This window comes from Cupriavidus necator N-1 (assembly GCF_000219215.1).
Lineage (GTDB): Bacteria > Pseudomonadota > Gammaproteobacteria > Burkholderiales > Burkholderiaceae > Cupriavidus > Cupriavidus necator.
Genome location: NC_015727.1, coordinates 524,900 through 542,863 on the forward strand (window position 1 = coordinate 524,900; position 17,964 = coordinate 542,863).

Annotated in this window: 15 protein-coding genes; 11 read left to right on the forward strand and 4 right to left on the reverse strand. The window is 64.7% G+C overall.

Going from position 1 to position 17,964, the window contains the following annotated elements; genetic code table 11:
• The first annotated feature begins 37 nt into the window (after nucleotides 1-37).
• Nucleotides 38-205: a hypothetical protein gene (locus tag CNE_RS41600; protein ID WP_013958984.1), complete on the forward strand. Its 168-nt coding sequence runs from the start codon at nucleotides 38-40 to the stop codon at nucleotides 203-205.
• Here the strand turns inward: CNE_RS41600 and CNE_RS32490 are convergent.
• From CNE_RS32490 to CNE_RS32500, 3 genes are all read right to left on the reverse strand, one after another.
• Entirely contained in the window at nucleotides 202-915 is a 714-nt protein-coding gene (locus tag CNE_RS32490; RefSeq protein WP_013958985.1) for a TetR/AcrR family transcriptional regulator, read from the reverse strand. The two genes, CNE_RS41600 and CNE_RS32490, sit on opposite strands and share 4 nt — an antisense overlap.
• 8 nt (nucleotides 916-923) lie before the next feature.
• Nucleotides 924-3,209: an acyl-CoA dehydrogenase gene (locus CNE_RS32495; RefSeq protein ID WP_013958986.1), complete on the reverse strand. Its 2,286-nt coding sequence runs from the start codon at nucleotides 3,207-3,209 to the stop codon at nucleotides 924-926.
• 122 nt (nucleotides 3,210-3,331) lie between these two features.
• The gene (locus CNE_RS32500) at nucleotides 3,332-6,022 is read right to left on the reverse strand and encodes a helix-turn-helix transcriptional regulator (RefSeq protein ID WP_013958987.1); all 2,691 of its coding nucleotides are present in this window, start codon (nucleotides 6,020-6,022) and stop codon (nucleotides 3,332-3,334) included.
• Nucleotides 6,023-6,308: 286 nt separating this feature from the next.
• Between CNE_RS32500 and CNE_RS32505 the strand changes: the two genes are divergently transcribed.
• The 8 genes from CNE_RS32505 to CNE_RS32540 all read left to right on the forward strand — a co-directional run bounded on the left by CNE_RS32505 (nucleotide 6,309) and on the right by CNE_RS32540 (nucleotide 15,444).
• Nucleotides 6,309-7,094 (forward strand): enoyl-CoA hydratase/isomerase family protein, encoded by a 786-nt coding sequence (locus tag CNE_RS32505; protein ID WP_013958988.1) that lies wholly within the window; start codon nucleotides 6,309-6,311, stop codon nucleotides 7,092-7,094.
• A gap of 46 nt (nucleotides 7,095-7,140) precedes the next feature.
• Nucleotides 7,141-8,712: a class I adenylate-forming enzyme family protein gene (locus tag CNE_RS32510; RefSeq protein ID WP_013958989.1), complete on the forward strand. Its 1,572-nt coding sequence runs from the start codon at nucleotides 7,141-7,143 to the stop codon at nucleotides 8,710-8,712.
• A 22-nt stretch (nucleotides 8,713-8,734) separates the two neighbouring features.
• Entirely contained in the window at nucleotides 8,735-9,910 is a 1,176-nt protein-coding gene (locus CNE_RS32515) for a thiolase family protein (protein WP_013958990.1), read from the forward strand.
• A gap of 44 nt (nucleotides 9,911-9,954) precedes the next feature.
• Entirely contained in the window at nucleotides 9,955-11,154 is a 1,200-nt protein-coding gene (locus tag CNE_RS32520) for a thiolase C-terminal domain-containing protein (protein ID WP_013958991.1), read from the forward strand.
• 12 nt (nucleotides 11,155-11,166) lie between these two features.
• Entirely contained in the window at nucleotides 11,167-11,691 is a 525-nt protein-coding gene (locus tag CNE_RS32525) for a Zn-ribbon domain-containing OB-fold protein (RefSeq protein ID WP_013958992.1), read from the forward strand.
• A gap of 4 nt (nucleotides 11,692-11,695) precedes the next feature.
• Complete coding sequence (locus CNE_RS32530) at nucleotides 11,696-12,172, forward strand: Zn-ribbon domain-containing OB-fold protein (RefSeq protein ID WP_013958993.1); 477 nt, start codon at nucleotides 11,696-11,698, stop codon at nucleotides 12,170-12,172.
• A gap of 499 nt (nucleotides 12,173-12,671) precedes the next feature.
• Nucleotides 12,672-14,228 carry a class I adenylate-forming enzyme family protein gene (locus CNE_RS32535; RefSeq protein WP_013958994.1) on the forward strand — a complete coding sequence of 519 codons (1,557 nt, stop codon included), beginning with the start codon at nucleotides 12,672-12,674 and terminating at the stop codon, nucleotides 14,226-14,228.
• A gap of 19 nt (nucleotides 14,229-14,247) precedes the next feature.
• Nucleotides 14,248-15,444, forward strand: a complete 1,197-nt coding sequence (locus CNE_RS32540) for a lipid-transfer protein (protein ID WP_013958995.1) — start codon at nucleotides 14,248-14,250, stop codon at nucleotides 15,442-15,444.
• 78 nt (nucleotides 15,445-15,522) lie between these two features.
• On the opposite strand, the gene CNE_RS38760 is transcribed toward CNE_RS32540, so the two are convergent.
• Complete coding sequence (locus CNE_RS38760; RefSeq protein WP_049800709.1) at nucleotides 15,523-16,080, reverse strand: hypothetical protein; 558 nt, start codon at nucleotides 16,078-16,080, stop codon at nucleotides 15,523-15,525.
• A 98-nt stretch (nucleotides 16,081-16,178) separates the two neighbouring features.
• Between CNE_RS38760 and CNE_RS38765 the strand changes: the two genes are divergently transcribed.
• Both CNE_RS38765 and CNE_RS32550 read left to right on the forward strand, forming a co-directional pair.
• Complete coding sequence (locus tag CNE_RS38765; protein ID WP_148271750.1) at nucleotides 16,179-16,487, forward strand: GMC family oxidoreductase; 309 nt, start codon at nucleotides 16,179-16,181, stop codon at nucleotides 16,485-16,487.
• Between the two features lie 187 nt (nucleotides 16,488-16,674).
• Nucleotides 16,675-17,877 carry an OmpP1/FadL family transporter gene (locus tag CNE_RS32550; RefSeq protein WP_013958998.1) on the forward strand — a complete coding sequence of 401 codons (1,203 nt, stop codon included), beginning with the start codon at nucleotides 16,675-16,677 and terminating at the stop codon, nucleotides 17,875-17,877.
• Nucleotides 17,878-17,964 lie beyond the last annotated feature (87 nt).

Here is a 17,964-nt window from a genome sequence, read left to right on the forward strand (position 1 = left end):
CGGGTTATCCAGCCCCGCGTGATCGCTGATTTTTCAAGTGCCTGATTCGAAAGCGTTTTCAGGGCTGGACCGCCAGATTTTACTGAAAAAGTACGATGACCCCAACCTCGACGCACTGCGCTTTCTGGCTCAAGGGCCGGATAACCTGCGGCTGGAAGGCGAAAAAAAGAGGGAAGCTCAACGAAACTGGCCAAGTGCAAATTAGGTCAAGAGCAAGAACCTATGCATCATCGCCGTCAGCTTGGTTTCAATCAGATCCCCGTCAACGCGCAACGGCCCCGGGTCGATCAGCAGGCTGAGATAGAGCGTGCCCACGACCATCTGCATGCCGATGCGGACTTCTGACTCAGAACCGGCCTTGGCTTGGGCCTGCATCTTCTTCGCGAGGGCTGGCGCGACCAAGCTCTGGATGTGGCGGTCCAGACAGCGCATCGGGTTTAAGTCCGGGTTGCGCGCGGCAAAGTGGCGCAGCACGGCTTTGAACATGCCATGGTTCCGGCGACACATGTCGACGTAGTACCGGACGATGCGAGCGGCGAATTCCGATGCCGTACCTTGCTCCACGGAGGCCGCGTCGTTCGGGAGACCTATGTTCGCCCCGGCCCGCATTTCCGCAAAGGCGGCGTCCAATACAGATGCAATGAAGGCGTCCTTGTCCTTGAAGCGGCCGTAGAACGCGCCGATAGAGGTCCCTGCAATGCGGATGACATCGCTGATCAGGACGAGATCAAAATTTCCGTGCTGCTCGATCAGGTCGCGTCCGGCCAGGATCATCTTGGCAAGTGTCTCTTCACTGCGCAGCTGGCGGGGTGGACGCTGCGCCGGCACCGCCGTTGCGGTGGTCTGCCTTGTGATGTGCGCGGCATGAGGCGGGCGCCTCTTGTGATCTTCTTGGCGCTTCAGGGTGGCAACCATGGCATTCCTCAACGAGGCAATCCCAGCCCACGCTGGGCAATCAGGTTGCGCTGGATCTCGGCCGTGCCACCACCGATGACGGTCAAAATCGCATAACGCAGCAACTGTTCGAACTTGCCCCGGGCGACCGCGCCTTCGGCGTCCTCGGACAAGGTTGCCCCGGTGCCGAGGATGTCGAGGGCCGTCTGGCCCAGACGCTCCATCAACTCGCCCATGTAGGCTTTGCTCATGGCCGCTTCATGAACGGGGACCCTGCCTTGCTCGGCCAGGGCGATGCTGTTCATAAACAACTGCCGTCCGGCTTCCACCTCCGCCGCCAGCGCGCCGATGCGATCGCGGACCGCACCGTCATCGGCCAGCGCGCCGTCGAACACCGTCTTGCTACAGACGCAGCGAACCAGTCGTTCGAATTCCGAGCGGGCATTGGCGATGAAGCTTCCCATCATCATGCGCTCGGTTGCAAGCGCCGATGTCACGATCGTCCAGCCGTCATTGACCTTTCCGACCAGCGCGCTGGCAGGCACGCGGACATTGTCCAGGAACTCCTGGCAGAACGTGTGTCCGTACATCGCCATCGACGGTATGACCGTGAGGCCAGGGCTGTTCATCGGGACGATGAAGATGCTGATGCCGGCGTGCGGCCGTGCCGCGTTCCGGTCGGTGCGCGCGGCCAGCCACATGTAGTCCGCCTTTTCGGCGGCTGTGGTCCAGATCTTCTGGCCGTTGATGACCCACTCGTCCCCGTCGCGCATGGCGGTAGTCTGCATGGATGCGAGGTCAGAGCCCGACCCAGGTTCGCTGTAGCCGAGGCAGAAGGTGATCTCACCGCGCGCGAGCCTGGGCAGGAACTCGGCCTTTTGCTCATCCGTGCCGAAAGCCATCAGCGCATGCGCCTGGATGTCGCCGCGGCCGCCCATGGGCGCGCCGGCTTGCTGGATCTCTTCCATGAAGGCAAGCTGCTCGTAGGGCGTGCGTCCCTGGCCACCATACTCCCTGGGCCAGCTCATGGTGTTCCAGCCCTTGCGGCCCAACAGCCTGGTGAACTGCGTGTCGTAGCCCCATTCCTCATAGGCATGGTCATGTTCTCGCTTGCGAGAAGCGCTGGACCAGTTCTCCTTTAGCCAGGCCCGTACCTCATCGCGGAATGCATTGCCGGCCGGGCCGAGATCGTACTCGGGAAGGGTCGCGCCCTGGTCGAGCAGCGCCCGGGCGAGCTCCTCGCGCGCCTGCCGTACGCCGCCGTGGCGCGCCAGATCCGCATGCGTGCGCCGGAAGTGCCGCGGTGCCTCATGTTCCTCTGAGTAACCGATGGCGCCGAGAGTGTGATGCGTTTCGAGCGATACCTGACGCACCGCGGGCCCGGCGAAGGCGCGCGCAGCCGCGCCGAGGATCCGCCAGTTCTCCGAGCCGAGGTCATGCGTGCTGGCTGCGTTCTGGAGCATCAGCCGTGCGGCCTCCAGCGCCATCAGGCAGTTGGCCAGCTTGTGCTGTATCGCCTGGAAGCGACCGATTGGCTGCCCGAACTGCTGACGTTCCTTGGCGTAAGCCACAGCCATGTCGAACCCTTGCCGGGCGGCGCCGAGCGCGCGCGCCAGCAGCGCAAGCCCGCCGATCCGGCGCAGGTCCTCGGCCAGCCCGGGCGGGAGCTGCAACGCCGCCGCGGCCACGCGATCGAAACTCACCGTCGCCAAGGGCGGCACCGCCAGTCCCGAGGTTTCCGTCACGGTCAGGCCGGCCGCACCGCACGGCACGATGGCCAGTACCGGCCCCGGCTCTGCCAGCACGAGCAGGTGGGTGGCATGGCTCGCTGCCTCGACAAAGGCAGTTCGCCCGTGCAGCGTGCCCTTGGCGAACCGCACACAGCCTGCTTGCGCGTCACCGTCAAAGCTGCCGAAGGCGAAGCTCACGCTGGCATCGCCGCGATGCAGTGCGCCCAGCAGCGCTGCTGCCTCGCCTGGTGCAGGTTCCTCGGGCAGATGCGTCGACAGGGCGAGATTGGCGAGTGCGGCGCCGATCAGCGGTGCCGGGCAGGCGACGCGGCCGAGTTCTTCCAGCGCCACAGCGATCTCGCGCAAGCCGCCTTCTTGCGGGTTGCTGCCCAGACTGGTCAGGCCTTGCTCGGCCAGCACTCGCCAGATCGAGGCCAGTGCCTGCTGGTCCGCCGCATGCTCCACGGCCCGCTCGGCAGGCCAGTGCCGCGCCAGCAGGCGGCGCAGGCTCTCCTGGAGCATCAGCCGCTCCTCGTCGCCAGGCAGCCTTGCCGAAGGGGGGAATTCCGTTTGTTCCTGGGCCATGATGTCTCCTGTGCTGCATCGTCCGTGATGCGCCCGTGAATGGCAGGCGATTCTGGGACGCCCCCTACCGTGATGTCACCACACTTTCCGGGTGTTCGGCGGGCGCCGGAGCGATCGCGCCGTCAGTCGATCAGGCCGCGCTTGCGCGCGGCGATTACCGCGTCATAACGGCTTGGCACCCCCAGTTTCTCGAACACGTTCTTCATGTTCCACTTCACCGTGTCCAGCGTGAGGTTGAGGGTCAGGGCGATGCGCTTGTTCGACATCGACTGCGCGGCCAGCCGCAGGATTTCGACCTCACGTGGCTTGAGCGCCGGGCCGTTGGCCTGCGCACCCGCATCGTCGGACTGCTGAAGCGGCACATGCGCCCCGATGCTGCGGCGCAGGACCTCGGCCAGATAGTCGCCGGCGCAGCCCGGGCCAAGCGTGAGCTGCAGTTGCAGCAGGGCCTGCCGCACACGCTCGCCTTCGTCGAGCAGCGTGCGAACCAGCCCCAGCCTCTGCGCTGACTCGACCGCAGCGTTCAGGCGATGCATGGCTTCGGTGGTTTCGCCCATTTCGGCGAGAGCGGTGCCCGACAGGAGGTCGGCCTGCACCACGCATTTCTGGCGCCCGAACGTAACGCCATAGCCGCGCAGCGTTTCGGCCCGCGCCATGGCATTCGTCCAGTCCATGCTCGCCAGCGCCAGCCGGGCGCCGGCCAGGGCTGCGATCGCCTCGATCTCGGCGAGAAAACCGGCGGCATTCCGGTGACGCACGGCCAGCTGGTCGAGTGCGGCCTGCAGCTGCCGGGCTTCGTCCTGGCGGTTCAGCTGGAGCTGCAAGCGGGCTTTGCCGGCAAGGACGTAGGCCAATGGCCGGTCCAGCCCCAGTTCGCGGCAGCGGGCTTCCTCCTCGTCCAGCGCGCGCAGTCCTTCTTCTGGGGAGGCCTGTGCCGCCATCAGGCGGCTGCGCACGATGATGGCCAGTGTCATCGGCTCAGGCGAGGAGAGGCGCAGCAAATCCAGGCGGTTGGCCAGCACCTCGTTGGCCTCGGCCAGCAAGTCGGCCTCGTAATAGGCGTTGGCGAGGAATGCCGCGCTATTGACGGCAGACACCGAACGCCGGCCATGCGCCGCCTCCGCGCGCGCCACCAGGGCGCTGCCGGTGCGGATGGCCTCGCGATTGTTGCCCGCCAGCAGGTGGCTGAGCAGCAGGGTGGATTCGGCCACCAGGGCCATCTCGTCCTGAAGCTCGGAGCGTGGCAGCCGCGCGATGTGCCCATGGAGCGCCCGCGCGTCCTCGTAGCGCCCGGCCGCGCAATAGGAAAAACTGAGCACTGCCAGATGTGCCTGGCGCAGGAAGCGGTCGCTTAGGCTCTCGAAGTCTGATGGCGCTACCAGGGCCAATGCGGCCTCGGTGTCGTCGCGCTGCAGCGCGATGCTGGCTCGCAGGTAGAGCGCGTGCAAGGCGTGCTCAGGCGCCAGTGTGCCGTGCGGCCGCTCCAGCCGCTCGAGCCAGCCCTGCGCGTCGCGCCAGCGGCCCGCGGCCACCAGCGCCCAGCAACCGAGGAGCAGCAGCCGGGGATGGCCCAGCAGCACCTCGGCCGGAAGTTCATCCGTCCAGTGTTGCAGCGTGCTGATGAAACTCATGCTGCGGATCGGCAGGTCAGCCCGCTCGACCAGGTGCACGGCCGCCTCGGTGTCGTTCGCGTGATAGGCGTGCCGCAGCGCTTCAATCAGCAGGCCCTGTTGCTCGAACCACTGGCTGGCCCTTGCATGGATCTCTTGTACCAATGCCGGATCGCGCTGCTGCAGCCGGTCCTGGAGGAAGCTGGCGAACAGGGGATGCAGGCGGTACCACGGCTGGGGGCTGTCCAACTCGACCGGCAGCAGGAAGAGGTTGTCGCGCTCGATCTGCTCAAGCAGCACCGGAGCCTGTGCATTGCCCGTGACGCGCCGCGCCAGTTCGGCATTGAAGCGGCGGCAGAACGAGAGCTTCTCGATGAAATCGGCCACGTCGGGCGCCAGATGGCGCACCACGTCTTCCGAGAGATAGCGCTGCAGATCGGTGCGGCGATGCAGCAACTGGGACAGCACGGCCCGGTTGGCCGGGCTGCGCTTGAGCCGGATGCAGATCATCTGCAGGCAGACCGGCCAGCCGTCGGTGATGTCGTGGATCAGGCGCGCATCGTCAGGCACCACTTCGCCGAGGTGCTTGGCCAGGAAGTCCTGTGTCTCCGCGAAATCGAAGGGCAGGTCGGGGAAGGCGATCTCCGCCAGCTCGCCGGTCAGGCGCTGGCGGTGGACGGCAAGCGGCGGGTGGGTTCGCGAGGCCAGGATCAGGTGCAGGGTCTCGGGCCCGTGGTCCACGAGGCCCTGGATCAGCGCGTGCGTGTCGCTGTCATCAACGTGATGGTAGTCGTCGATGAACAGGAACACGTCCTGGCCCTGCTGGCACACCGCGTCAACGATGGTGGCGACCAGTCCCGCAACTGGCAGGTCGGCCCGCACCTCCGAGGCAAAAGCGGTCCCATCATCGACGGGCAGCCCTGCCTGCTGCAGTGCGCCGGTCAGGTAGGCGCGGAACTGGGGCAGCAGCCGTTCGTCCGGCGACAGGGACAGCCAGCAGACCAGTTCGCCGTCCTTCAGCAGCTGCTGGCGCCACTGGGCCAGCAAGGTCGTCTTGCCGAAGCCGGCGCTGCCGCACACCAGCGTCAGCCCGCTGTCGCGCGCATCCCGCAGTCGCGCCAGCAGTTTGGTCCGCAGCGTGGACTGCGGGCTGATGCGCGGTGGCGCGAACTTGGTGGGAATAAGAAGGCGATCAGGGGCCAAGCGAGGGTCTCCTGCTGATATGCGAACGGCATCTTATCGGAAGTGCTCTGGCACGTCTAAGCGGCCGCCGCCGGGCGGGCCTCATGCGCGCGGCTCAGACGCCATGCCTGCCACCCGGTAAAACACCCGGCCAGCACCCGATAAGTGTGGTGCGCCCACCCGGCGCGCGACCCATCATTGAGCCATGCCCAGCGGACGGGCTGCGAGCGCCGGAGCCCGCCACTGGCCGGGCCGCCCGGGCGCGCAGCATTGCCGCCAGCTTGCCAGCCTGCAAGGAGACAGTACAGTGCATTACGAAACCATTATCTACGAACGGCGAGGCCCGGTCGCGTGGATCACGCTGAATCGCCCGGCCGAACTCAATGCGGTGAACCTGCGCATGCTTGAAGAGCTTCAGGATGCGCTCACCGCAGTGCAGGCCGATGCCGGCCAGGCCGTACTGGTGCTGACCGGGGCCGGGCGGGCGTTCTGCGCCGGCGCCGATCTCAAGGCGCTGCTCGCCGGCCTTGAAGTGGCTCCGGGCGAGCCCAATTTCGCCGACCGCACCCTTGCCACGCTTTCGCTGCTGCGCAACATGCCCAAACCGGTCATCGCGGCGATCAACGGGCTGACCGTCGCGGGCGGCCTGGAGCTGGCAATGTGCTGCGACATCCTGATCGGCGCGGCGGGCGCCAGGATCGGCGACGGCCATGCCAACTTCGGCGTGTTTCCTGGCGGCGGCGGCGCGGCGGTGCTGCCGCGCCGAGTCGGCCTCAGCCGCGCCAAGCAGCTGCTGTTTACCGGCGACCTTGCCGACGCCGCCCGGATGCAGGCCTGGGGGCTGCTCAACGAGGTGGTCGCCGATGAGGAACTGCTTCCGGCCGTGGCGGCCATGGCCGAGCGGATGGCGGCCAAGAGCAGCCTTGTGCTGCGCCGCATGAAGGAGGTGGCAGGCCGGTCGGTCGACCTCTCGCAGGAGGCAGCACTGCGCGACGAGCTGTTGGCCTGCCAGCAGCACACGCGCTCCCATGACTTTCGCGAGGGTCTCGCTGCCTACAGCGAAAAGCGCCCGCCGGCGTTCCGTGGCATCTGATGACCTGGGCTGACCCAGGCAAGCACAGCACATAAAGGAGACAAGGATGAAGATCGATTTCTCGAGATGGTCGCTCGATGCCGCCTCGCGGTTCGGGCAGCGCGAAGCCCTGGTCAATGTCGAGCGCAACCGCCGCTATACGCACCTAGAACTGCACCGGCTTACCAACCGGATAGCCCGCATGATCAAGGAGCGGCTCAACCTTATGTCGGGCGACATCTACCTGACCATTCTCGACAACGACAACATGAGCCTGCTGACCTTCTGCACGCTGGCCAAGGCGGACGTGAAGGCGGCATGGTGCAACTTCCGGGACACCTTCGACGAGCACCTCTGGCAGATCGACTGGGTCGAGCCCAAGGTGGTATTCCTCGAAACCGCGCTGCTGGACAAGTACTACGACATGCTGCGCCAGCGCGGCATCCGCATCGTGTGCATGGATCCGCCCGCCACGCCGCGCGATGGCGTGTCCTGTTTCTGGGAACTGCTGGAGGGCGTGTCGGACACGGAGCCGCATATCGAAATCGACGCGGACGAACCGCTGCTCCTGCGCTTCACCGGCGGCACCACTGGCAGGGGCAAGTGCTGCATGTACAGCCTGAACAACTGGCTGGCCTTGCACCGCTACTTCTACTCGATGCCGGACGACATGTTCAGCTATGACGCGCGCCACCTGAGCATCACGCCGCTGAGCCACGGGTCAGCGGCGTACGCGACGACCCTTGCCTTCAAGGGCGGCTGCCATGTCACCATGAATGCGTCGGACCTCAGGCAGTTCTGCGCCAATATCCAGAACGAGCGGATCACGTCCAGCCATCTCGTGCCGACCATCCTCTACCGCTTCCTGGAATTCGGCCTGCACGAGCAATTCGATCTGTCGAGCCTGCGCACGATCCTCTATGCCGCGGCGCCGATGAGTCCGGCCAAGCTCGCGCTGCTGCAGGAGAAGTTCGGCAATATCTTCATCCAGGCCTACGGCAGCAGCGAAGCGCTGGCACCGGTGGCCGTGCTGAGCAAGGCGGAGCACCTGCGCGCCCCTGGCGAGAGCAACCGCCCCCTGAGTTCCACCGGCATCGCGCTGCCGGAAACCGAAATCGTCGTGATGGACGACGAAGGCCACGAGCTGCCGGCCGGCGAGACCGGCGAACTCTGGATCCGCGGGCCGGGCGTGATCAAGGGCTACTACAAGAATCCCGAGGCAACCGCCGCCGAATTCCAGGACGGCTTCTGGAAGTCCGGCGACCTGGGCTACATCGACGAAGACCGCTACGTGTACATCGTCGATCGCAAGAAGGACATGATCATCAGTGGCGGCTTCAACGTCTACGCCATCGAGGTGGAAGCGGCGCTCAACGCGCACCCCGCCGTACTGATGTCGGCGGCGGTGGGCGTGCCCCATGCCGAATGGGGCGAGTCCGTGCACGCCGAAGTGGTGCTCAAGGAAGGGCACTGCGCCGATGCCGCCGAGTTCATCGCCTTCTGCAAGGAGCGCATCGGCTACAAGGCGCCGAAGACAGTGACCATCGTCGACCAGCTCCCGATGACGGTGATCGGCAAGGTGTTGCGCAGGCAAGTGCGCGACAAATACTGGACGGACCAGCAGCGCAAGGTGCACTAGTCAACCGCCCGAGGACACCAAGATGAGCATGTCAAACCGTGTCGCCATCGTCTCCATGGCGCAAGTCAACTACAGCGAGAAGCGCGCGTACTCGCCCGAGGAACTGGCCTACCAAGCCATCCGTCCCGTGCTGCAGGAGACCGGGCTGCGCTTCCTGCCGGCCTACGAGAAGGGCGGGATTGATGCCAGCCTGATCTGTCACGAGCACTCGCGCATCGCGCGGCCGTTCTCGGCATCGCTGGTGGTCGACGTTGCCGGTGCCAACCTGCGTCCCGATGAAAAGATCGATCAGGACGGCGCCGTCGGCGTGCTCGAAGCGGCCTGGCAGATTGCCTCCGGCGAGTTTGAGACGGTGCTGGTGGTAGCCGTGTGCCACGACTCCACCAGCAACAGCGCGGCCAATGCGATCGAGAACAAGGTCTTCGACCCGTTCTTCTGCCGACCGCTTGGCCTCGACAACGTGCAGGCCGCCGGGCTGCAGGCCAACCGCTACATGGAGAAGTACGGCATCACACCCGGGCAATGCGCGGCGGTGTCGGTGAAGAACCTGCGCCATGCCAAGGACAACGCATGGGCGCTGCGCGCGGGGGACTATAGCGTCGCCGACGTGCTCGGCTCGAAGGCACTGTCAGATCCGATCACGGCGCTGCAGACGCGTGCGTTCGGCGACAGCGCCATCGTCATGCTGCTGGCCAGCGAGGAAAGGGCGCGGCAGCTGACCAGCAAGCCGGTGTGGATCAAGGGCCAGGCCAACTGCTGCGACGGCTACAACCTGGGGGACCGCGACCTTGCGGACTCGGAGGTGCTGAAGATCGCGGCGAACAAGGCCTATCGCATGGCCGGCATCAGCGATCCGCGCAAGGAGATCGATCTGCTCGAGGTGACAGATGAATTCTCCTACCAGGAGCTGATGGCCTATGAGGGGTTGGGCCTGTGCGAAGCCGGGCAGGGCGGCCGTTGGCTGGAGTCGGGCACGAGCAGCCGCGGCGGGCATCAGCCGGTCAACCTGTCCGGCGGCGCGCTGTCTGGTTGCTCCCATACCACCATCGGCATGGGCCGCATTGCCGAGATTGTGCTGCAGCTACGCGGCGAGGCGGGCGCGCGCCAGGTGGACGGCGCCCGCACCGGGCTTGCCCATCTGGCTTCGGGGCCGTGCGGGCAACTGCAGCAGGTCATGGTCCTGGGCACCACGCCTTGATGCTGGCCTGGTGACGCCAGGCGGCGCCGCAACGGAGAAACAGTATGAATCGCAGAGTGGCAATCGTCGGCTTCGGCCAGACGGAAATGATGGCGCGCAGTCCGCTGACCAAGGCGGAGCTGGCCAACCAGGCGGTGCGCCGGGCGCTGGAAGATGCGCAGATCACGATGAAGCAGGTCGAAGAGATCGTGCTTGCCGACATCGACTACGTGTCGGGCACGGCGGAGTCGGAGATGGAGCTGGCCGACTGGGTGGGGCACTGCCGCAAGCCCGTGGTCAAGATCGAGACCGGCGGCACCGTAGGCGGGTCGGCGGCGCTGTCGGCGGTGCATCACATCGCAGCCGGCGCCTGTGACGTTGCGCTGGTTTCGGCAACGGCGAAGTTCGTGGGCCCGCCCCCGGGCACGCTGCCGCGCGGGCCGTTCCTGCAGGCGGCGATCAACTCAGGCCTGCACGCGCTCACCGAGAAATGGTGCAGCGTGGGCGCCGTGGGTACCTTCTCCCTGATGGCAAGCTCCTATGTGAAGCTTTCCGGCTGCACCGAAGAAGCCGTTGCCATCGCCCGGGTCAAGGCCGCCAACAACGCCTTGAAGAACCCCTATGCGCATCTGCGCGAGCACCTGACCGTGGAGGACGTGCTCAAGTCACCCATGCTGACGGCACCGATGCGCCAACTCCACATGTGCCCGATCACCGAAGGCTCGGCGGCGATGATCTTTGCCAGCGAGGACGTGGCGCACATGCTCACCAAAAAGCCGGTGTGGGTGAAGGACATGGTCACCATCCACTCGGCCCAGCACTGGGCTGCCCTGCAGGACTTCATCGCGCCCAGGGAACGTTGCGTGCTGCCGAGCCTGGCCAAGGCGTGCGAGGTGCTCTACAAGCGCAATGGCATCACCCATCCCGCCAAGGAGCTCGACGTGATCGAGATGTACGAGCCCTGCACCTGGGCCGAACTGGTGTGGATGGAAACCATGGGCCTGTGCGAACCGAACCAGGCCTGGAAGCTGATGGGCACCGGCGCCACCGATATCGACGGCGAACTGCCCATCAACCCTTCCGGTGGGGTCACCTGCACCAACCCCGGCGTTCCCTCGACCCTGCTGCGTTACGGCGAGCTGGCCCTGCAGATCCGCGGCGATGCCGGTGAGCACCAGGTGCCGCGCGATGTCAGGCTGGGCCTGGCGACCGGCTTCGGCGGCACCGGCTGGACGCCGCTGATGCTGCTGTCCAAGGACAAGTAAGGAGGAGTGGCAATGAGCACCGAGCAACCCGAAACCCTTCCCGTGCCGCCGACGCGCCTGCGCACGCCCTGCTTCATGGAATACCCGCTGGGCCTGTTCAACGGCAGGTTCTCGCGCGAAATGCGCGACCACGGCCGCCTCATGGGCATGGTCTGCCGCCATTGCGGCTTCACCATGCTGCCGCCGCAGGCCGTATGCAGCGTGTGCCATGGCGAGAACTTCGACGACCCACAATGGGTGGAAATGGGGCTCGAGGCCACCGTGGCCGGCTTCATGTCATTCAACATGCCGTTCATCGATACCAACGACCTGTCGGTGCAGTCGAGCGCCTACCCCGTCGGCGTGCTGATGGTCGATTCGCCCGGCCGCACCGCCGGCTTCCTGTGGCACTACATCGGCGAAACCGACCTGGGCAAGGTGCACAACGGCATGCGTGTCCGTGCCGTGTTCCGGCCCGAGGCCGAGCGCAAGGGGTTGATGACTGACATCCTCTACTGGGAGCCGGTGCAGGACCCGGCCACAACACAAGGAGACTAGGATCATGTATCCCGCTTACCTGGAAGACGCGGACCCGGCCATCCTGCGCCAGCCGGTGCTGTATGCCGACATCAACTACGACGTCGGCGAGACCAACGGCCGCTTCTTCGCCGCACTGCGCGACCACGGCAAGATCACCGCGACCCATTGCGCCGCCTGTGCGCGCACCTACGTGCCGCCGCGGCTTTCCTGCCCCGAGTGCTTTGCCGAACTGCACGACTGGGTCGACGTCAGCGACACCGGAACACTGGTGTCCTACACCATTGTGCGCGAGCCCGGGATGCTGCAACCGGTGGCCCGCCCCTATGTCCTGGGGCTGATCCGCCTCGATGGGGCCGACACCGCGCTGGCGCACTACCTCGGCGAGATCGATCCCGCGGCCGTGAAGCCCGGAATGCGCGTGCGCGCAGTGTTGGCCGAAGAGCGCGTGGGAAATATCTTGGACATCCGCTATTTCAAACCGGTCGGCGATAGCGCCTGAACGCGATCCGGCGCGCCAGCGCGCATCGGCCCGGCATCCAGGGTCAGGGCACAAATCCGTGCCCAGCGATCCGGATGCCACGGCCCACATGGCAGATTGCCCGCCATTCATTCCCAACGAAGGCAGCCGCCTACACCAGTGGGAGCTTCCGCAACGCGCAGCACACCCGCGATCTACGTGCGCATGAGCTCATCGTCGGCTGATCGGGTCGACCAAGTTCGCGCCGACGGGCTCCATTGTTGTGGTTGCCGCACCGAGCCTGAAATCGGCTAGCAAATAGGTGGCTGGTGGCTTTTCGCGTGGGTCACGACAGGGGTGTTGCGTGATCGGCTCGGCTTGCGGACGCGCTTTGCCTGGATTCCCGTCACCGTGACGTCTGCCGGCGCCCCCCGGGTCCACTCTTTTCGGGTGGTGCGGTGGTGGGGAGGCGAGTACAGAATGAAATGCATAACAGGACCTGATACGTCGACAGACGTAATCGGGCCTCAGGAGAGAACATATGGCGATCATCGACTTTTTCGACCGGGGCTGGCAGATCGACCCGACTGCAGCAGCGTACGTCATGGACGACGAAGTCTTCACCTTCGACCAGGTGGGTCAGCTTTCATGCCGCATCGCAAACGCATTGCTGGCCGCAGGCATGGGACGCGGCAAGATTGGCGCGGTACTGGCGGGGAACCATCCCACGGCATGGACCTGTACGCTGGGCCTGTGGCGTGCAGGCATGGCATGGATGCCGGTCAACCCGCGTGGCTCTCTGGAAGATAACCAGCAACTGCTGGACGGCTTCGATTGCGAGGTGCTGTTCTTCCAGAAGGCGTTCGCGCCCACGGTCGAGGCAATGCGGCCAAAGCTGGCTAAGGTCAAGCTCTATGTCTGCATCGAAGAGCCCGTGCCGGGTGCGCACGGGCTGCCCGATTGGGTTGCTGGCCAACCGGCGACCAAGCCGCACATCACATACGAGCCGCACGACACGATTGCCGTAATGCCGACCGGCGGCACGACGGGGTTGCCCAAAGGGGTGATGAACACCCATCGAAGCTTCCAGGCCTTCTGTGCGCAGTTCATGATCGCCTGCAGCTACCGCGCAGACGAGAAGATCGTGAACCTCGCTGCGGCGCCGATGACGCATACAGCGGGCGTGCTTTCGCTGCCGTGCACCGCGCGCGGCGGCACGGTGGTGGTGCTGACCAAGCCGGATCCCGCAGCTCTGGTTGATGTCATCGAGAAGCATCGCGTCACTGAGTTCTTCCTGCCGCCCACGGTGATCTACCGGCTGCTCGACACGCCTGGCATCGAACAGCGCGACTACACATCGCTGAAATACTTCATCTGCGGTGCGGCGCCCATGTCGGCAGAGAAGCTGCGCCGCGCCATTGCGGTATTCGGGCCCGTGATGATGGAAGCCTATGGACAAACCGAAGCGCCTGGCTCAATCGCCATCAAGCGACCCGAAGAGAATTTCATCGATGGCGAAATTGCCGACGATGCGCGGCTGCTCTCGTGCGGACGGCCGAGCCCGCTGGTGCACGTAGCGATCATGAACGAGCGCAATGAGCCGCTCGCAACGGGTGAGACCGGCGAGATCTGCGTGCGTGGCGATCTGGTGATGAAGGGATACTACAGCGCGCCCGAGAAGACGGCGGAAGCCATCATCGACGGCTGGCTGCACACCGGGGATGTCGGTCATATCGACGGCAACGGCTACCTGCGCATCACCGATCGCAAGAAAGACATGGTGATCACGGGCGGCTTCAACGTCTATCCCAGCGAAGTCGAGCAGGTGATCTGGGGCCACCCTGCGGTGCAGGACTGCGCGGTGATCGGCGTGCCGGATGCGACCTGGGGCGAGGCTGTCAAGGCCGTGGTCGAACTGAACCCCGGGATGCAGGTGAGCGGCGACGAGCTGATCGCGTTGTGCAAGGAAAGGCTCGGCAGCGTGAAGGCGCCAAAGTCGATCGACTTTGTCGAATCCCTGCCGCGCAGCCCCAATGGGAAGGTCCTGAAGAAAGATCTGCGCACACCCTATTGGGCTGCCCAGAACCGCAGCATCTGATTCCGGAGATAAGGAAACCATGAGCAGCAATGTCGTGATCGCCGGCGTCGGGATGGTGCCGTTCAAGCGCCCCGGGCAGAGCGAATCGTATGACCTGATGGCGGAGCAGGCTGTGCGCGCGGCGCTGGCCGACGCCGGGATCGAATATGGCCTGGTGGAGCAGGCTTTTGCGAGCTTCGTCTATGGCGACTCTTGCTCGGGCGAGCGCGCACTCTACCGCGTTGGCATGACCGGCATCCCGATTACCAATGTCAACAACAACTGTGCTTCCGGATCTTCGGCGCTGTACCTGGCGCGGCAGGCTGTGCTGGCGGGCGCGGCCGAATGTGCGCTCGCAGTTGGTTTCGAGGAGATGCAGCCGGGCGCGCTGGACAGGGTTTTCCCGGCCTATGCCGACCCGTTAGAGCGCCACCGCGAGAGCGTTGCAGCGGCAATGGGCTTTGGGCAAGCGGAACGCGCGCTGCCGCCCGCACTGATGATGTTCGGCTCGCAACTCGAATGGACAGCGCGTGAGTTGCAGATTCCGGACGAGGTGTTCGCACGCATTGCCGTCAAGGCCCGCGCACACGCCAAGCACAACCCCTATGCGATCTTCCGCGATCCGCTGACGGTTGAGGAAGTCCTCTCGGCACCCACCGTCTGGGGACGTCTGCGCAAGCTCTACGCTTGCCCGCCGAGCTGCGGCGCTGCTGCCGTGATCGTATGCAGTGACAAGTTCGCGCGTCGGCATGGATTGCGCTTGGACGTGGTGATCCTAGCGCATGAGATCGGCAGTGATATTGCGTCTGATCTCGACCCGCCCAACGTGCCGGATGCGCTGAGCCGCGGTGCCGCACGGCGCACGGCCGACCGCGCCTACGCCATGGCCGGTGTGGAACCCCTGGACATCGACGTGGCAGAAGTGCACGACTGCTTTGTCAGCAACGAGCTGCTCACCTATGCATGCGTGGGTTTTTGCGACGAAGAAGACCTTGAGCGGTTTGTTATTGAAGGCCGCAACACCTACGGCGGCCAAGTGGTGGTGTGTCCGTCGGGCGGTTTGCTTTCCAAAGGGCACCCTCTCGGTGCGACGGGGCTGGCCCAGATCACGGAGCTGACGATGCAACTGCGCGGCACCGCAGGCCAGCGGCAGGTCGAGGGCGCCCGGCTGGCATTGCAGCACAACGGCGGATTGGGCACTGCGGTGTCGGTCGCCATTTTGCAGCGGCGCACATGAGCTAAAAGCCGCATTTCACGCTCATTCTTTTTCCCGATGGAAGCCGCGCAGGAGCTGTCGTGCCTATCGCAGGGAATCTCATTCCAAAACGACATTTCGCTTGAGTAGAGAGCCATGGCTATCGATGAAGTTGATTTCAATTTCACCCGCCGCTCCTTTCTGAAGGCGGGCGTTGCAGGCTCCGTGCTGCTCGGTACGGCCGGCGCAGGTATGGCACTCAGCGGCTGTGGGCGAAGCGAGCACACGCCAGCTCATGGCTATCGCTTTCTGTGCGATACCGACCTTGAGTTGCTGTCGGTCGTCATGCCAGTGATGCTGGCCGGCTTGCCGCTGGACGCGCAAACCGGAACTGCCGTTTTGCACCTGCTCGATGGGCTGCTGGTGCGTGCCGGCGCGCCAGCGCAGAGGGAACTGCGCAAGCTGTTTGATCTGCTCAGCTTTGGGCCGACACGCTGGCTGACGACCGGCGTATGGAGAGCGCCGGCCGATAGTCCTGGCTTCAAGATCGAAGTGGCGCCGATCTTTCCGGCGCTCTTCTCGGCCGCGGTTCGGCTGCACGGTTCGGTGCTGGCGCAAGACATCGCGCAGCTGCCGAACATGCAGTGCATGGGGGTCATCCTGCGCGATGGAGTCCATGCGGAGGGCCAAGGCGGTGAGGGTCGAGTCGCTAACGATGGCGCCCCGCTGCTGGACTACACGCTGACCGACTCCTGTGGCACGGCGTGCGCCAAGGCTTGCTGCGCACCACCGAGGCACAGTTTGCCGCCGGTGCGACCCGCGTGCTGCCGGCACACCTGGACGGCAAATGGTACGCGTCCTGGGAACAGGCAAAGGCCAGCATTGAAGCGTTGCCCATGCAGAAATTTCGCGCTGCGCTGTTCACGGCCCATCTGATGGGCGGCTGCGCCATGGGCGAGGACCCAAAGCAATCCGTGGTGCGTAGCGATGGGCGGCATCACGAACTCGCCAACCTCTCGGTCCTGGACGGATCGGTGTTCCCCACCAGCAGCGGGGCCAATCCGCAGTCTCCATCTACGGCATGACGGCCAAGAACGCCACGGCACTCGCGCGCGCACTCGGCGGCAAGTTGGAGGCGGCCTAGATACACCTGAATACTGCCTTGAAGGGCCTGACAAGCCATGGGTTGTAAGCGTGGTGTTGACCTGGCACCGGGCTGTGCCGCATCAATAGCAAACCGAAAAGCGTGGAAGAACACGCGGAGGAGACATCGTGAAAACACCAAATAGTGCTGTGGCATCGGCGATCCTGGCGGCTTGTGCACTCGTTGCCGTTCGCCCGGCACAGGCGGCGGTGGGCGCCCAAGCCAACTCGTTCTCGCCGGAGAACGCAGGGATGGCGGGCGCATCGATCGCGAATCCTGCGGACACGGTTGCCGCTGCCGATAACCCGGCGGGTATGTCGAAGGTGGGAAACCGCTATGACATCGGCATGATGCTCATCATCTCGGATGAGAAGAACACCTTCCTGTCGTCGCAGAACAAGCTGTCCGGTCTCAAGTTCTTTCCCAATCTGGCAGGCGGGTACAACCGTCAGATTGACGATCGCACCACCGTCGGCATTTCGATCTACGGGCAGGGCGCAGGTGCGCTGTACGACCAACCGATACTGCCGATCAACGGCCTGAGCCATGCCAAGGCCCTGTTCATGGCCGAGCACTTTACGCCGACAGTGACGCGCAAGCTGACCGACACGCTGGCAGTCGGCGCGTCGCTCGACATGGTGTTGGCGGGTCTTTACACGAAGGGCCTGGTGGCACCTAATGGACAGCCGATCGCACCGGATCTTTCCACGGGCATCGTTGCGCTACCCAACCACGGTCTGCGCTCGGCGTTCGGTGTCGGCGTCAAGGTTGGTGTTCTGTGGGATGTCTTGCCGACGACGGTTTCCGTTGGCGCAAGCTACTCGTCCAAGGTCTTGTTGAGCCGATTCTCCGGGTACAACCAAGACGTTTTGGCTGGTAGCAATGGCCATATCGACTTGCCGGAAGAATATGGTGTCGGCATCAAATGGAAACCGATTCCCCAGCTCACGCTGGCGGCCGATTACCTGCGTGTCAATTGGGCGAACGCGCGCGCGTTCGGTGATCCGAATACATTCGGCTACCGCAACGTCCATGCCGGGCGCTTTGGGGTGGCGTACGACCTGAACTCGCAATGGACCGTGCGGACCGGCTTCCAGGTGGCGAGCAACTGGTCGAACTCCCAGAACACGCTGAACAACGTTCTGGGTCCGGTCACACAGAACCGAGAGATCTCGGCGGGCTTCACTTACCACCTCGACAAAGTGCAGGACATCAGCTTTGCGATTGGCTACAGCCTGCCCAACAAGGTTCAAGGCACCGGGAACTCGACTGGAACCAACATCGATACCTCTATCAACTTCTGCACGGTTCAGTATTCGCATCGCATCTGATCGCGCGTGCTTGCGTTGGCCCAGGCAGTCACAACGACATGACCTGGGCCGGTTGCGAGTATCGATGTCAAATCAGCGGAGCAGCCT

Bases quoted from the DNA above. Each gene is read 5' to 3' on its own strand.
- CNE_RS38760 (WP_049800709.1), bottom strand. From the start codon at position 16,080: ATGGACTCCATCGCGCAGGATGACCCCCATGCACTGCATGTTCGGCAG.
- CNE_RS32525 (WP_013958992.1), top strand. From the start codon at position 11,167: ATGAGCACCGAGCAACCCGAAACCCTTCCCGTGCCGCCGACGCGCCTG.
- CNE_RS32510 (WP_013958989.1), top strand. From the start codon at position 7,141: ATGAAGATCGATTTCTCGAGATGGTCGCTCGATGCCGCCTCGCGGTTC.
- CNE_RS32520 (WP_013958991.1), top strand. From the start codon at position 9,955: ATGAATCGCAGAGTGGCAATCGTCGGCTTCGGCCAGACGGAAATGATG.
- CNE_RS32495 (WP_013958986.1), bottom strand. From the start codon at position 3,209: ATGGCCCAGGAACAAACGGAATTCCCCCCTTCGGCAAGGCTGCCTGGC.
- CNE_RS32515 (WP_013958990.1), top strand. From the start codon at position 8,735: ATGAGCATGTCAAACCGTGTCGCCATCGTCTCCATGGCGCAAGTCAAC.
- CNE_RS32530 (WP_013958993.1), top strand. From the start codon at position 11,696: ATGTATCCCGCTTACCTGGAAGACGCGGACCCGGCCATCCTGCGCCAG.
- CNE_RS32535 (WP_013958994.1), top strand. From the start codon at position 12,672: ATGGCGATCATCGACTTTTTCGACCGGGGCTGGCAGATCGACCCGACT.
- CNE_RS32490 (WP_013958985.1), bottom strand. From the start codon at position 915: ATGGTTGCCACCCTGAAGCGCCAAGAAGATCACAAGAGGCGCCCGCCT.
- CNE_RS32540 (WP_013958995.1), top strand. From the start codon at position 14,248: ATGAGCAGCAATGTCGTGATCGCCGGCGTCGGGATGGTGCCGTTCAAG.